General features: G+C 50.3%; 12 protein-coding genes and 1 pseudogene. 5 read left to right on the top strand and 8 right to left on the bottom strand.

The genetic code is table 11. The features are described from left to right. Positions 1–55 precede the first annotated feature (55 nt). A complete protein-coding gene (locus tag KHP07_RS27190; RefSeq protein WP_214498365.1) occupies positions 56–607 on the top strand; it encodes a cysteine hydrolase family protein in 552 nt (183 codons plus the stop codon). Between the two features lie 29 nt (positions 608–636). On the opposite strand, the gene tam is transcribed toward KHP07_RS27190, so the two are convergent. Further along, a complete protein-coding gene (gene tam / locus KHP07_RS27185) occupies positions 637–1,398 on the bottom strand; it encodes a trans-aconitate 2-methyltransferase (protein ID WP_078050395.1) in 762 nt (253 codons plus the stop codon). 101 nt (positions 1,399–1,499) lie between these two features. Here tam and KHP07_RS27180 point away from each other — a divergent pair, with 101 nt between their 5' ends. Beyond that, positions 1,500–2,417 (top strand): LysR family transcriptional regulator, encoded by a 918-nt coding sequence (locus KHP07_RS27180; protein WP_100492028.1) that lies wholly within the window; start codon positions 1,500–1,502, stop codon positions 2,415–2,417. A gap of 568 nt (positions 2,418–2,985) precedes the next feature. Here the strand turns inward: KHP07_RS27180 and KHP07_RS27175 are convergent. The 6 genes and pseudogenes from KHP07_RS27175 to KHP07_RS27150 all read right to left on the bottom strand — a co-directional run. Continuing rightward, positions 2,986–3,327: pseudogene (locus KHP07_RS27175) on the bottom strand (DDE-type integrase/transposase/recombinase); the annotation flags it as partial. 751 nt (positions 3,328–4,078) lie between these two features. Next, complete coding sequence (locus KHP07_RS27170) at positions 4,079–5,146, bottom strand: fimbrial protein (RefSeq protein WP_214498364.1); 1,068 nt, start codon at positions 5,144–5,146, stop codon at positions 4,079–4,081. Positions 5,147–5,160: 14 nt separating this feature from the next. After that, positions 5,161–7,716: a fimbria/pilus outer membrane usher protein gene (locus KHP07_RS27165; RefSeq protein WP_214498363.1), complete on the bottom strand. Its 2,556-nt coding sequence runs from the start codon at positions 7,714–7,716 to the stop codon at positions 5,161–5,163. Further along, on the bottom strand, positions 7,673–8,368 hold the full coding sequence (locus KHP07_RS27160; protein WP_214498362.1) for a fimbrial biogenesis chaperone: 696 nt from the start codon (positions 8,366–8,368) through the stop codon (positions 7,673–7,675). The genes KHP07_RS27165 and KHP07_RS27160 overlap by 44 nt, the downstream gene beginning before the upstream one ends. Positions 8,369–8,420: 52 nt before the next feature. Then, entirely contained in the window at positions 8,421–9,023 is a 603-nt protein-coding gene (locus tag KHP07_RS27155) for a fimbrial protein (RefSeq protein ID WP_214498361.1), read from the bottom strand. Between the two features lie 65 nt (positions 9,024–9,088). After that, positions 9,089–10,006: an EAL domain-containing protein gene (locus tag KHP07_RS27150; protein ID WP_214498360.1), complete on the bottom strand. Its 918-nt coding sequence runs from the start codon at positions 10,004–10,006 to the stop codon at positions 9,089–9,091. A gap of 337 nt (positions 10,007–10,343) precedes the next feature. Between KHP07_RS27150 and KHP07_RS27145 the strand changes: the two genes are divergently transcribed. From KHP07_RS27145 to KHP07_RS27135, 3 genes are all read left to right on the top strand, one after another. Next, positions 10,344–10,958: a response regulator transcription factor gene (locus KHP07_RS27145; protein WP_214498401.1), complete on the top strand. Its 615-nt coding sequence runs from the start codon at positions 10,344–10,346 to the stop codon at positions 10,956–10,958. A gap of 36 nt (positions 10,959–10,994) precedes the next feature. Further along, entirely contained in the window at positions 10,995–14,600 is a 3,606-nt protein-coding gene (locus tag KHP07_RS27140) for an ATP-binding protein (RefSeq protein WP_250883889.1), read from the top strand. A gap of 69 nt (positions 14,601–14,669) precedes the next feature. Continuing rightward, on the top strand, positions 14,670–15,050 hold the full coding sequence (locus tag KHP07_RS27135; protein ID WP_214498358.1) for a hypothetical protein: 381 nt from the start codon (positions 14,670–14,672) through the stop codon (positions 15,048–15,050). A gap of 396 nt (positions 15,051–15,446) precedes the next feature. On the opposite strand, the gene KHP07_RS27130 is transcribed toward KHP07_RS27135, so the two are convergent. After that, positions 15,447–15,555: IS3 family transposase (locus KHP07_RS27130; RefSeq protein WP_146427598.1), on the bottom strand; the 109-nt coding region annotated here is incomplete at its 5' end.

Raw genomic sequence — 15,555 nt, 5'->3', positions numbered from 1 at the left:
GGTGCAGGCGCCAGCTAAGATACTGAGCCCATCAACCCATCACGAGGCAACACACATGGCCAAGCAAGCGCTCATCCTAATCGATATCCAGAACGACTACTTCCCCCAGGGCAAGTGGCCACTCGCCGGCGTGGACGCCGCGGCAGATAAGGCCGCGCAGGTGTTGCAGGCATTCCGGCAGGCGGGCGATGCGGTGATTCACGTGCGTCATGAGTTCACCTCCGAGGATGCGCCGTTCTTCACACCGGGTTCCGAGGGTGCGCACCTGCATAGCAAGGTGTCGAACGAGGGCAGTGAGCCGGTGGTGCTCAAGCACTTCGTGAATGCGTTTCGCGAGACCAACCTGCGCGCCCTGCTGGAACAACGCAGCATCACGGAACTGGTGGTGGTCGGCAGCATGAGTCACATGTGCATCGACGCGGTGGTACGGGCGGCAGCGGACTTGGGCTACAAAGTCACGCTGATCCATGACGCCTGCGCCACGCGAGACCTGGAGTTCAATGGCAAGGTGATCCCGGCGGCGCAGGTGCATGACGCTTATATGGCATCACTGGCGTTCGGCTATGCAACCGTCGTGTCGACCGATGAATTCCTCGCCCCCGTGTAGAAGGCTGCCGGCAATAGCGTCGTTACGGCCTACGCAGTGGCGATGATGAACAGGCGCGGAAAGGGCAACAGCACGGTGCCATCGGCCAGTGCTGGGTAAGCCTGAGTAATCCGCGCCTGGTATTCCTGTAGGAAGGCAGCTTTTTCGCTGTCATCCAAAGGCGCGAGGAATGGCCTCAGTGCCGAAGCCTTGAACCACTCCACCACCGCCGCGTGATCCGCCAACGGATGCAAATACGTGGTACGCCACACATCGACACTGCTGCAATGCTGACTCAGCAGCTCGTAGTAGTAACCCGCCGCATGGCGTTCATTGTGTTTGACCGCGCCGATCTTGGTAGACCAAGGCCCATCAGCGGCGACTTCGCGGGCCAGCCGGTGGGCGGGCTCGTCGAGGTTGTCCGGCGTTTGCACCGCCAGCGTACCGCCCGGTGTCAATTGGCGGACCAGGTGCGGATACAACGCTGCGTGGTCGGGCAGCCATTGCAGCGACGCATTGGCCAGGATCACATCGAAGGCTTGCGTCGGGTGCCACGCCCCGATATCCGCCAGTTCAAAATTCAGCGCCGGCAGCCGTTTGCGAGCGTCGACCAGCATGTCGTCGGAGCTGTCCATGCCGGTGACGTGGGCCTGTGGATAGCGCTCGGCCAGTACTTCGGTGGAGTTGCCGGGGCCGCAGCCCAGGTCGACGGCAGTATGCACCTCAGTATTCGGAATAGCCGCGACCAGATCACGGACGGGACGGGTGCGCTGCTGTTCGAACATCGTGTATTGCTTGGCTGACCAGGTCATCACGGCTTTCCTTCTTTTTGAGGTTGGCTACAGCCTAATTCTTGAGAGCCATGAGAACAAATGCCAGGATTGGAGCCCTCCCATACCTGAAAAGTATCCCTATGCTGGAGCTTCGCCAACTCAAGGCCTTCGTCGCCATCGCCGAAGAAGGCTACATCACCCGTGCCGCCGAACGCCTGGGCATGCAGCAGCCACCGTTGACCCGAATGCTGCAAAGCCTCGAAGCCGAGTTGGGCGTGGTGTTGATGGAGCGCTTGCCCCGTGGCGTGCGCGCTACGAATGCCGGGCTCGCCTTGCTGGACGAAGCGCGGGAGATGCTCGCCCAAGCCGAAGGGATTGCAGAGGTAGTACGCCGCGCGGCACGCGGTGAACGCGGGCGGTTGGCGATCGGCTTCACCAGTTCGGCGGCACTGCATCCCTTCGTGCCGAGCGTGCTGCGGCTGTTTCGTGAAACCTTTGTCGGCGTCACCGTGGTGTTGGAGGAAGCCGGTACCGGCGAACTGCTGGACGCGCTGGCGCACGAGAAACTCGACGCGGCGTTTATCCGTTCTCCGCTCAGCGGGACGCAGTCGCTTCAGGACGAACCGATCCTGGTGGAGCCTATGCTGCTGGCATTGCCGACGGACCACCCGCTGGCAAGCGACTCCGCATCCCCCCTGCCCTTGGCGGCCTTGGCGACCGAGTCCTTCGTGCTGTATCGCCGTCGCGTGGGCCTGGGGTTGTATGACGCGATCCTGGTGGCCTGTCGCGAAGCCGGGTTCAGCCCGCAGGTGGTTCAGGAAGCGCCGCGCATGACCGCGACACTGAGCCTGGTAGCGGCTGGGCTTGGGGTCTCCATCGTGCCGGCATCGATGCAGCGGTTGCGCGGTGACGGCATTGTTTATCGGGAGTTGACGGAGTGCCGGAGCCTGGTGGCGCCGTTGCATTTGGCGACGCGGATTGGGGATGGCTCGGCGGTGTTACAACGGTTCAAGGACATGGTCGTCACCGCCGCGTCGACTGAAGCGGATCACGGGTAATAAAAAACCCCCGTGGCCTGAGCCAACGGGGGTTTTGTGCGTTCCGGGTGTTAAACCTTAAAATGGTTATGCCTACCTCAAAACAGCAAGCATCGCGATTTATCTTTGGAAATCAAGCAGTAGGCTGTGTAGACAGCACTTCTGTTCAGTTTTTTGTCAATAAATCGGATCTTTTACGCGTATTTGTTTACATCTCGTCTTGCGAATGAGATGTGGCGGTCATGGGAACAGGAGGAATAGATTAATGAAGCGACTGTCCTTGAAAAAGGGGAACCGCCGCATGGGACGGGTCCCGATGGGTAGTTAAGCGATGCGGTGATGCGAAGGTTGGGTGGCTGTTTATTTGAGTAGACCAGCTCTCTACCGTGTCAGCCGATCTCAAGACCGACTAGCAAGAATTTGTATTCTTAACAGAGGACGCAGGATCGTCAACAAAAAACTTAAAAAATGAAAATAGACACCCGCTTCGCGAGCCTACTCGCCATCCGAAACTAGTCAATTCGGACTCATGAGGTGACAGGCAGATCGGCCAACAGCAGCCTCTCATAAGCGTACGCATTTGTAGTGGTCAACTCATCACGGGCACGGTTTTGAGTTTTTCTTCAGCTTTCACCGGAGCCAGTCCATCGTTGAACTGATGAGGTCGGATCAAGTTGTAGTGGATCATCAGATATTGGCCAATGTCTCGTTGATCTTGCTGCCCGGTCAGGTAGCCCCTGGTCTGTATCCACTCTGATTTCAAGCTACGAAATACTCGATCCATCGGTGCATTATCCCAGCAGTTGCCTCGGCGACTCATGCTCTGGCGAATGCGGTAGCGCCACAGTCTCTGGCGGAACTGACGGCTGCCATATTGTGATCCGTGGTCGGAGTGGAACAGTAGTTCTTGAGGCTTTCCAAGTTGTTCGTACCAGTGGATAGCAGTAAGTAAAGAAATATTGTCTTAAAGACTATTTTAAGCTTTTAAAGGAAACATTTCTTTTCCTTGCTACCGGCATTTTTTGGGCAAGAGTAAAGCCCGTCACAGTAATCCGCATGCGGCTATAAACCCTCACCCTTTCACGCTTCGGGATATATTATGAGTTTTTGCACAATTGCGCATAAAGCTAAATTTGTAGATCTTTTATGCGCCCGGTAAATTCTTCTAGTATAAGTTTGCCGGCGAGGGAAAACTTCACTAACTCAGCCCCAGAGTGGCTTTAACTTCGAGGTAAACTTAGACACCTACAAACAGCGCTAATGTCAGCCAGGGTAGCGTAATCCAGAACTTTGCATAACGAGCTGCATTGCTGTTTCAAGTCATAACAGTTACCTCTGATTGTAGTAAATACAGGGGCGCACCCAGAATAGATATTTTTATTTATTTAATGAGCCGACAACGCAAACTCACCCAACAACATTTAAATGGATTTAAGAGACTATGAAACCTCAGACTTTTCTATATAAAAGCCTGGAGTTTGCAGTCGCCTTATCGACTAATTTAGAAGCACTTGCCCCTCCTCAACCAAGAACAGCTATGGCGAATTTCTTGCACTTTCAGGTATACTCAGCATCATCAAATCTGAACTGCTTTATCATGGAAGCATTGGCGACCGTTTTCCGGAGAACCTAGAAGTCAAAAAGTTATAGGACGTCCTTAAGATATCGTCAAGACTGCTCTCCTAATGGTAAACAATATTGACGGTTGCCGACGCTTTGAGCGGACCAATCGATACTTTGTTCGGTGCGAAAGGAAAGTAGAAAGCACCCATTGAGACGACAAAACGGTCATCTGTATAGTCAAAAGGGAATATGCTATGTATCGAAGTGCCCCGTCCACGTGCTATTGAAGACCTTGAGAATATCACTGGTATAGAGGGGTTTTTGGCAGTAACAAGCATGATGCCGACGCCTTGCGCTGCAACAGGTCGTTGATCAATCAGATAGTTGTCCTGGGTGCCCAGATCATTGCTGGAAAGAAAGATGTCGACCGCGCGGTCCGGCGTCTTCTTGCCCTGGAGGTTTGTGCAGCTAAAATTCAAATTAAATGGAGTATAGCCAGGTCGCGAACCAGCATTGACACTTGAAATGCTGACATCTGGAAGATTGACAGTGAGCCCCAGATTGTCCAGTTTGCAAGTGGTATAGACGGGCGTGTAGATCAATGCCAAGTGATTGGTGAACATACGTCGTTTCCACGCAGGCGCCCCGGCAATAGCATAATAAATACCGCTGAGCAAATTCTGAGCCCACTCGATCCAGCCCATGCCGGTATCGTCGACGACACTTATGACATCTTTGACCATCGCAATACTGCTCGCAAACTTTGCTTCATTAGAACCTGGCCCATCCACCAAGGTGAAGCGCAGTGTGAGAGCGGTATTCACTGCACTGCCAGTATGCGCACCGCCCTTCATGGTTATGGATGCCGGCTTATAGACGAATTCCACCCGAACCCAATAGGCGCCATTATGAAAACCCACCAACAGCCCGCCGGATTCTGGAATCGTCGATTGATACTTAAGATCTTCGCCCCCATGACAATTAAATGGTCGATTTGGGAAGCGAGTATAAACAGTCGTTGTCCACGTTCGGGTAGTATTCTTTCTCAAATGCTCCGAAAGATCTACCACAATATCAGGCCCTAAAGATGTGATATCGTCATAGCATGTTGCATTGGCTGTAGAGTTGAAAACAAGGCTCACCAGCAGAAGAGCAAGTACCATCTTGATTGTTGACCAAACAGACATCTGCACGTCTCCACTCATAGACACGAAACGGACGCGCGAGGGGCGAGTGCATCCGGTAGGTTCATAGCACAGGCACTGTCATGCATGCGCACCGTTAATTGCGAAGGGCGTTCTTCATAATTTATAAATACCGTGCTAGCTTGGCCAACATACCCGACGGAGTTCCCGGCTTGGTCCAGCACTTCGGCACCGAAGGGCAATGGCGAACCATTTCGATGTACAGCACGGAAATTCAGTGCCTGACGTAGGTCGGTCTTGAATGTGACCTTCGCCACTGCGTCAGCAAACGGCACGCTATGAGCAACGTTACCTATGACTCTTCCACCCGAGGCATTATCACCCTCGGACAACATGATTGAATTTGAACGGTATGGACTTGCGTAAGGTACGAGCGCGAAACCGTCTTCATCGGTGACGACAGTGGCATCACCATTGACAACCAATCCCTTCGCCTTCGGCGCCTCGATAACAATCATCGTATTGCCCATATCATTGGAGGCCAGGATCTTTCCTGGGATCATGACCACAGTGCCGCGTGCGTCCAGACCAAACTGCCGGTAATCGGATGCTTCACCGAGGGTCGCCCCGAGAGTGGCGTTGTTGGCGCGGTAGGAAGTACCAACACTGACCGCACGGTTCTCAGGATCATGACTCGCAGCGACGCTATAATTAAGTCGTTGAGATTGCAAAGCACTACCGCTGATGCTTGTATTGCTTTGTGAATAACGTGAGTCGGTAAATGAAACGCTACTGGCGAGAGTGGCACGACTGGAAAACATTTCGAATGGAATGGTAAGTCCAATATACGATCGTGTCTGGTCACGCCCATGTGAATCACGGATCTTGTTTACAGACAGGTTGACGGATACTTGGTTGAACGATTTTGAAAAACCAAATTGGTACTCCTGGCTCTTTTTATCGGAGCCCCAGTAGTCCCGTTGCACACCGGAAAAATATACAGACCCCCATTCACCTGGGAGGCGTTGACTGATGTTGAGGCTGAAGTTATTACGGGGCCGTGCACCTGTCAGCGAGTCCCATGTCTTCATGTCCATGACAGATGTTTCCTCGGTATTATGTATGTCAAAGCGCTTTTGGTATTTTTTGCGATCCTTACTGAAATTGTTTTCTCTTGCATAAATGGCATCATCAAACGTGTAGAAATCTGCACTTGAGTATCGAAAAGCGCCTAGCGTAAAATTGGTCGCGGTGGCATCAAGCAGCTTGCTGTAAGTGATTCGAATGCTCTGACCGTTGAAATCTTTCTCTTTCAGCTTCGTGTGCGCATGAGTGACGTCCAGCGATAGTGCACCCACTGGCAAGTTAAAAGCACCACCGACCAAGTAGGCTTGATATTCGGAGCTGACAGTGCTGCCGAGGTAGCCGGTTGCTCGATTGTCAAGGCCACGTTGCCAGGTTGCCTGGAAAAAATCAGGGGCATAGTCTGTATTCGGTTGTACCGCAGAACCCAAGGTCAACGCGTATTTACTGACACCGGCTTTCAGCATGCTAGGAACAGACGAGAAGGGTATCGTGAATGATGTGACCTCTCCGGTTGCTTCTTGAACAATTGCGGTAAGATCCCCAGCCGATCCGGTATGTGGCAACGCATCAATCTCGAAGGGGCCTGGTGGCACGTTCTCCTGATAGATAATGCTGCCATTCTGTTTCACTATCACCAGTGCATTAGTTCTGGCAGTACCTCGGACAACTGGAGAAAATGCCTGCATCGAGTTGGGCAACATATTGATATCTGAGGACAAGCCAACACCTTTGGTTTTGACAGAGTCAAATAAATCCCCACCTGAATAAAATTCGCCGATTCTTACCACGGACTTCAAAGGAGCAATATTTTTTTGCGCGTAGCGAAAATTGGACTGGTACTGCAACTGCTCGGCAGACCGTTTACGCATCGAGCCAAACTCTCTAAACTGCCACCCACCGATATTCACACCAAGATTCAGGCCTGAGTAAAGATCATTGGTGACGACCTTTGTACTTTGGGCTTCCAACCGGTTATAGACCGCATTGTAGCCAACAATCAATGCAGGCAATCCAGGGTCCCAGAACTTCGGATCAATGTAGCTTTCATCAGCACGTCGCACATAAGCCTGAGGGACACTAACGCGAAGACTCTGTGTACTGGTATCCAATACAAAGGTAGTGCCCTCTGAAATGTGGTTGACCCGGACCCAATCACTAAAATTAACGACGGGTGACACCCGGGAGGTATCCAGTCCCAATTCTGAAATGGCCGTAGAGGCAATTTTAACGTCTTCACGGGCGTTGCCCAGCAAGACCTTGAATCGCCCCTTCCATAGCTCATTAACATAAACGTCCAGTGTATGCTGGCCAGCAGGCATTTCAACATCGTTAAAGAACCTAGAAAGATCTAACTCTTTCGACCTGCCCGCCAGAAGTGAGGTGTCAAATAACTCTGCGTGTACATCATGCATCAATGTTGAGGAGCCTAGAAGCGTACTGAAAAAAATAGCAGCTTTTATTTTTTCTGTACGGAGCATTAAATTACTGCAACGTGACCACTTCATCTTGGTACGCACCGAGGTCATCGACATAAGTCAATATATATTGAGCACCAGGCACAAGTTTCTGCTCACCCGGTATATTTAACGAAGCATAAGGCGCGATCATACTTGCGCCCGCGACTTTGACACTTGTGTCTTTTGCTGTAATTTGCGCAATAGTCAAGTGATAGGCGTTATCGTTGAAAATCGAGATATCCGTGCCGTGTACCATTGCCCTAATATTTTTGCCACTAAAATCAGGAGGGGATTTCAGAGTATTAGGGCGATAGAAAAGCTTGACGCGCGTTTTCAGTGCAAGTTGCAATGTATTTTGCCCTTTCAGGTGCTCCGGAAATGCGGGTATCTCCAAAATATTCAGATAAAAAATACTCTCGCGATCGTCAGGTACCGGCGCGTCTGTTTTTTCAATCCTGAGTTGTTGGCCACCATGGCCGAGCACTTTGACGATGGGAGGAGATAATAGAAAAGGCACCTGCGCTGTTTCAGGCGTAGAGTTAATATCTCCGTCATCAATCCAGGCCTGAACCAAACTAGCGTCCGGTCCCGTGCTGGTCAACTGTACGGATACAAAGGCCTTACTTTCGTTGTAAATAATTCGTGTACCATTCAAGATTATGTTTGCCTGGGCATAGGCAGAGCACAGGGCAAAACACACTCCTATGAGCAACTTAAACATTATGTGCCTCAAACCAGGCCTGCAGTCGCGGCCTGGGTCTTCGAAAGGTCTATCAGAGATACGAGATTGTGTATATCAAACTGGAGCTTACGGTACCGATCTTCGCAGCCGCCGTGTTCGTTTTGTAGTAGTAAGCGTCGAACACCAAAGTGTCTGATTCGGGAGACTTCTTTGCGCCAATAATTCCGGTATTGAACGGTGTGTTCAATTGAACCGGCGTTTGTGTTCCAGACACGCCCAGAGAGAAACCAACGTTTTTCGCTACGGCCGCGTCGCTCTCGTTTACTGAGGTATTTACAAGGTATTTTCCATCAGTGGAGATATTATCCGCTGACGAAAAGTACATCAGCAGTGGCGTAGTCGGCGCCGTTGGGTTAGTTACGTTACTGCTGGCCGCATTGCACCCTGAGAAGGTCATCGAAAATGACTTCTTGTTCTTCAATATCGGACCTACGATCGCTCCAGCCTCTGCCACCGTGATGGGTGCGAGTGCAACAGTGAAGTCGGCACTCTTACCACCATTGATAGTGCAAGTTGTATCGGTGATCATACCGCTGAAAGAGATCACGCCACCTGATACGTTAGTGGCAGCTACGGAGTGAGCACAAGCAATAGCAGCCGATACGGACGCAAGCGTTTTGATATATTTTCTCATAAAGTCTCCAATCAAATTATAGATTCCAAGAGGTCACAACTTTTACGAATTCAATCTTGCTTTCTTCACACTTTATAAGTAGGCGACCAAGACACACTTCTTTCACACTCACTTAACAAGCGAGTTCCGCCTCTAGATGTGGCCCTACCGAATTTGCCGCAGTATTCAATAAAAATTTCTGAAGGCATTGGGCGGGCAAAGAAGTAGCCTTGTGCATATTGCACTCCGAGCTGAGTTAAACGCTGGTACTGAAGGGCAGTTTCGACTCCTTCTACAACCAGTGACATGCCCAGCTTTTCCGTGAGTGTAAGTGCGCAGGAAATGACCGCCTCAACCTGAAAGTCATCTTGAATTCTTTGGACAAATGTCCGATCGAGCTTCACCTCGGTAAACGGCAATACGATCAACCTCTCCAAAGCTGAGTATCCTGAGCCAAAATCGTCCAATGACAATCCACACCCTGCACGCCTTAAGTGCAATGCATTTTTGCAGGCGTCTGAGCTAACGGGAAGTGTCGCGGACTCCAAGATTTCAAAAGTTATGCTGTTGTGACTAACATTATTTTTTTCTATTTCGTTAACTAACCTCGCTACCAAATTATTGTTTGCTAACTGTTCCGGATGCATATTCAACGAAATAGGCACCAAGACATCCGTGCACTTCAAATTCTCCTGGAGTGTCAGTGCCTGCTCAAACAACGACCAGAGCAGCGAGTCAATTAGCCCGTGTCGTACCATCACCGGAATGAACTCCCCAGCTGGGAGAAATCCCTTCGTAGGATGATTCCAGCGAGCCAATAACTCACCACCCACTACCTGACGATCAGGCAGGTGGATCTTTGGTTGTATGAATGCTTTAAACTCCTGCGAGTCCAAGCCTCGTTCGATGTCAGCGACGAGAGGTAACTCGTGGTTCGCAGCGCCAACTGCCGAAGTCCAGACTCCAAGTTCACTTCTGCCGTATGTTGGGAATTGACTTCTCATGGCATTTCAAATCCCTGCTTATCGAGAGGAGTGGGTAAGTAGTGATGGCGGCACTGTAAGCAGGAAAGGCTGCCGTATCTGTAGGAAATTTCCCAAGTGACGAGCCGCCGAAAATGCGGCGATCAATTTCAATTCATGCCCGCATTGCTGTGGTAAGCAGGCAGGAACACAGTTACAGCCCGCTTAAGAGCTTGACCACACAGCAAAGAGGGCGCGCGCGAGCCGTAGGAAATTTCCTACATCTCACGACTTAGATCTAACCTATGCTTGAAGTGCTCATGGTGCAGACCTAGAGCTACCCAAAGCTTGCTGGTGCAGAGGTACAGATGTGAAGGCGATGATTGTGGACGATCACCCTATTATCCGTGCGGGCTTGCGGATGCTCTTGCAGGAAGAGAGGTTTGATATCGTCGCTGAATCCGGCGATGGCGCTGAGGCAGTACACATGGTACGTACGCATGTCCCTCAGTTATTGGTGCTGGATATTGCAATGCCTATGCTCGATGGCTTGGAGGTTCTGACGCGCATAGGCGCTTATGGGCTGACGACCAAGGTTTTGATCTTTACTTCGCAAGAGCCAAGCTTTTTCGCTCGACGTTGCATGCAGGCTGGTGCAGCAGGATATGTGTGCAAAACTGGCGATTTTGCGGAGTTACGCAGAGCAATCAGAGCTATCATGAATGGCTTCTCCTTCTTCCCGGAGCTGCCAACAAGCTCGGTGTGCCGTACGGACACCGAGAAATCCGAACAGTTGATGATCCAGAATCTTTCCAACCGTGAGCTTGCGATTTTGCAGCAGTTGGCTCGTGGCTTTAGTAATAAAGAAATCGGCGATGCCATGCTGTTGAGCAACAAGACAGTCAGTACGTATAAGACACGGCTCGCCGAAAAGCTCGAAGTACGTTCGGTTGTGTATCTGGCCGACTTCGCCAAACGAAATAATCTCATATAAATGAAGTACAGGACAGGATTATTCTGCGTCTTGGCAATGTGCAACTTTATATTGGGTTCACTTGCCGCAAACGCCGCGTTCGAATCACTGCCGCTGGACGGGCGTTCGCATATGGTGCCACTTAGCCAACTCGACAGCTTTGTCAATAAAGCGTGGTTGCAGCAAAAAAAGATTATTAAATTTGGAACGACCCTTGCGGGACCTCCACCTCTGGAAGTGAAAACATTAAAAGGTGAGTACAGCGGTATAACCGCCGATTACCTTGAGCTAATCGCCGACGGGCTGAGTGTGGAGGTTCGTGTCCAACAATATGCTGATGAAGCTGCGGCAGAAACTGCGCTGCTTAACGGCGAGATCGATATGTTGGGCCCCTTGGGACTGCAACTAGATGCTACAGAGTCCTTTATTGAGTCGTCTTCTTATTGGGTGGATCCCAGCGTAATCGTGACACGGCAGAATATCCTCCCTTCCCTAAACTCTTCGCAACGGTTGCTTCACTTGTCTGTTTCAACCTCTTCAACTGGACTGGTAGCACTGCACAAGGCATACCCCTATGCCACAATCACAAATTACCCCACCTCACTGGAAGCTATTGCGGCTGTCAAGTTCGAGTTGGTTGATGGCTTCGTAGGTGGCGCACTGGATGCGGCGCACGTGATAAATGCCAACTTTTTTTCCGGTCTGTATTTAAAACAGATCGAAGATGCCTCGAATACAATGCATTTCAGGTTTCGTCGATCCGATCAAAGTCTGCAGCGAGCCGTAAATTTGGTATTGTCGGCTGTTAACCACGAAAAACAAGCAGGCATCATACAGCGCTGGACCGGTGCTTCGATTATCAATTCCCCCATCTCTGAACCGAGTCTGACACCGGCTGAGCGGCGCTGGATCGCTGAAAATTCTCCGGTCAAAATTGGTCTTGTAACCGACTATCCGCCCATCTCCTTTCACGATCAGAACTACGCCTACCGAGGTATTGCTGCTGATATATTTGAGTATATAAGCGAAACTACGGGTTTACATTTTACAATTGTAGAGTGCTCCTCGGGAAAAGAGGTCAGAACGAAGCTCGCCAATGGTGAGGTCGATGTTATACTTAATCTGTCCGGCATCCGGTCCGATTCTGAAATCATATACACCCGTGCGTTTCTCTCAACTCCGAGAGTTCTGATCTCGCGGGCTTCAGACACATCGATCACACAAATTTCTGACCTAGCAGGACGTCGTGTCGCTTTCGACACTTCCAATCTCGAATTCGTGGATTACATGAGGCGAAATTATCCCGACATTATACAAGTGCCTTCGGATGGTATTTATACATCGCTCAACTTGCTCAACACAAACCAAGCGGATGCCAGCATCGGGAATTTTGCAACAGCCAAGTATGCGCTTGCGAAAGATCAAACGTTTGAGTTGCGGATCGTCAATGTCGTGGATGGCAAAATTTCTCATTTTGCATTGGGCACACGTCCTGAGAATAATATCTTATATTCCATTCTCGATAGTGCTGTAGCGTCGCTTAGTCCAGAACAGTTAAGGACATTGGCCGGTCGGTGGGGTGGCGATGTGGCTATTGATAAAACTGCGCTAGTCGCTGTGCGCAGCGTCTACTTCCGGTGGATAGTGTTGGCCGCTCTACTTCTCGCGGTCGCTATTGTCTGGATCCTGTACCTTCGGCGCCTCATAAACCAGCGAACCATCGCTGAAAAGGCGCTGCGGAATCAAATGAAGTTTATGGAGACCCTTATCAATAGCCTTCCGCACCCTATATATGTTAGGGATCAATCTGCGCGCCTGCTCACCTGCAATCAACGCTATCTGGCCGAAACAGGACAATCATCCGGCAATGTTGCTGGTACGTTGCTGACCGACTACTCATTCATACCGCCGGAGTACGCCAAAGTCTTTCAAAATCGCTACCTGCACGTGATGGCGACGGGCGAACAGTACTCGGAGGACATGAAGCTCTACCTCCCTGGCAGCCGTGCGATTACCGCCTTCCATTGGATTGTTCCCTTCCAGGATGATGATGGCGTGATCAAGGGTGTAATTGGTGGATGGATAGACGTCACAGAGCGTGAAGCGTTGCTTTTGAAACTCATTGAGGCGAAGCATGAAGCCGATAGCGCCAGTCAAGCCAAAACCAAATTTGTAGCGACCATAAGCCATGAGATCAGGACACCGATGAATGCCGTCGTCGGGATGTTGGAACTCGCCATGATTAAGGCGCGACAGGGGTTGCTTGATCGACTGGCAATCGAGGTCGCCTACGACTCTTCGAAAAACCTGGTGGGTATCATCGGGAACACATTGGACATCATACGCGTCGAGTCAGGACATCTGACACTAGCGCCTGAGCGCGTGATGTTAAAGGAATTGATTATTTCGACCGCGCGCGTTTTTCACGGTCTCGCTCGACAGAAAGGCCTCAGTATTGACGTTAATTTTGATACATCGGCCGAATGCGAGGTGCATATCGATCCATTGCGATTCAAACAGATCCTATCCAATTTGCTGAGTAATGCGATCAAGTTCACCGTACAGGGAGGTGTCACCGTCGATGTCATCGCGCAAAGGTGGAGCACCACCCATTCGGCGTTGAGCGTCTGTGTCCGAGATACCGGCGTAGGTATTAAAGCCGAAGATATACCAAAGCTCTTCACACCTTTTAGTCAGGTTGGTGTAGATAGCGCTTCGCTCTCGATGGGGTCAGGATTGGGATTGAATATCAGTAAGGCAATCTGTTCGATGATGGGCGGCAGCTTGAATCTTCGGAGTGTCTTTGGGCAAGGTACGGAAGTTGAAATAACGATGAATGTGGAAATTGCACCACCCGAAGTGCGTGATGCGGTCAGCATCCTAGAAATGCCCATGAGTCGCGAATTGAAGATCCTGGTAGTGGATGATCATTCGGCCAACCGCTTGTTGCTGACTCAGCAACTCATCTATCTTGGCCATCAGGTCGCGGATGAAGTTAATGGCGTCAGTGGTTTCCGTGCCTGGAGTGCAGGTAGGTTCGACGTCGTGTTCACCGACTGCAATATGCCCATTCTGAACGGCTATGACTTGGCCAAAAAAATCCGGCACGCGGAGAAAGCATCAGACAGGGCCCCGTGCCTGATCTTAGGCTTCACAGCAAATGCGCAAGCGCGCGAAGTGGAAATGTGCAAGGCAGCAGGAATGGATGACTGTTTGTTCAAACCTGTCAGCCTAGATGACTTGGCAAAACGCCTGCAGCACCTGGCACGCCCTGTCGATGCGCACAACCCAGCAAAAGATTATTCACACTATCATGCAAGTTTTGATATTACCAACCTTGCGCAACTCGCGAGTCAAGATGCTGGGCTCATGACTAAATTGCTGAATGACATAATCAGCGAGAGTGAGAAGGACCTACGGCATATTCTCAGATTGTTCGCTCTGGACGACCATATCGGTCTATATGACTTGGCCCATCGCGTAAAGGGGGCAGCAAAAATTATAATGGCCAAGCGCGTGATTACCGCCTGTGATCAATTGCAAGTTGTGTGTTCGAGGCCTGACAGTACCGAATTTGCGAAAGTCGTTGATGAACTTTATCAATCCGTCGAGAAACTTCTTAGCGATCTGAATGACTTTCTATTGGCCTCAGCGGATCCGTGAGCCCCTTACTTTCGAATGCGGACCACCCAATGCACCTGCCTCCTTTATTTATTTCACTCGGAGAGTGACATGCCCGTCGCGCGGATCATTGTATTCAATTTTTATCATCTTCACCGTTTATTGCTAGAACGCCTGCTTAACGGATTTGGGCACTTTTGCGTGTTGCCGGTAGGCTCATTTGAAGAGCTTTATTCGCTGGCGGGTAACGATAAAATGCAATTTGATCTGTTGATTATGAGCGAAATAGATTTTCAGCAATCAGGTATTCAGATGTCCGGTTTCGAGAACCTATTGCCGGGCGTACGACATGCCTTGATCTACGGCGTCGCAGACTCGATGTTAAAAATTACACAGTCCTGCGGAAATCTAGAGACTGCCTCCTTAGCATGCGTCCCACAGATCAGCACGGTCGAAATGCTTCTGAACGAATGTTTCCCGGCCCGTGACTAAAGTTGAGTTGCTGGATGGTATCGTTGCCTCGAAGCTCAATAGCGTTGCCGAGGACAAGGAACATTCTTCGCCCATATTAACTGGATATAGAGCCGTACGCATCTTGGCGAGATAATATCTTTACATACGCAAAATTATAGCACATCGACCATACATCACCTGTAGGTAGAAAACTTCCTACATAGACTCTCCTGCAAATCGAGCATGATAAAAGCTATCACATACAAAAACCCAATTACAAACCATGAAATGGCTATTAATTATATTTAATTGTTTAATACTCGCGAACTTAGCATTTGTATGTTTTGTCGTGCTTTGGCGTTATAGACCGTAAACTTGAGGATCCGTGGTATAGTACTTTGAGTAATATGCGACGTTTGAATCGCCCCGGATTCTCTAGACACCTTGCAAGCTCATTGCGTAACGCTTTTCAAACTCTACCGGTGACAGCTGATTGTTGAAACCATGGCGGCGTTTTACGTTGTAGAACATCTCGATGTAATCG

The sequence above is a fragment of the Pseudomonas sp. VS40 genome (assembly GCF_018587885.1).
Classification (GTDB): Bacteria; Pseudomonadota; Gammaproteobacteria; order Pseudomonadales; family Pseudomonadaceae; genus Aquipseudomonas; species Aquipseudomonas pergaminensis.
Note: the sequence above shows the minus strand (reverse complement) of the source record. Positions and strands in the feature narration are given on the sequence as shown.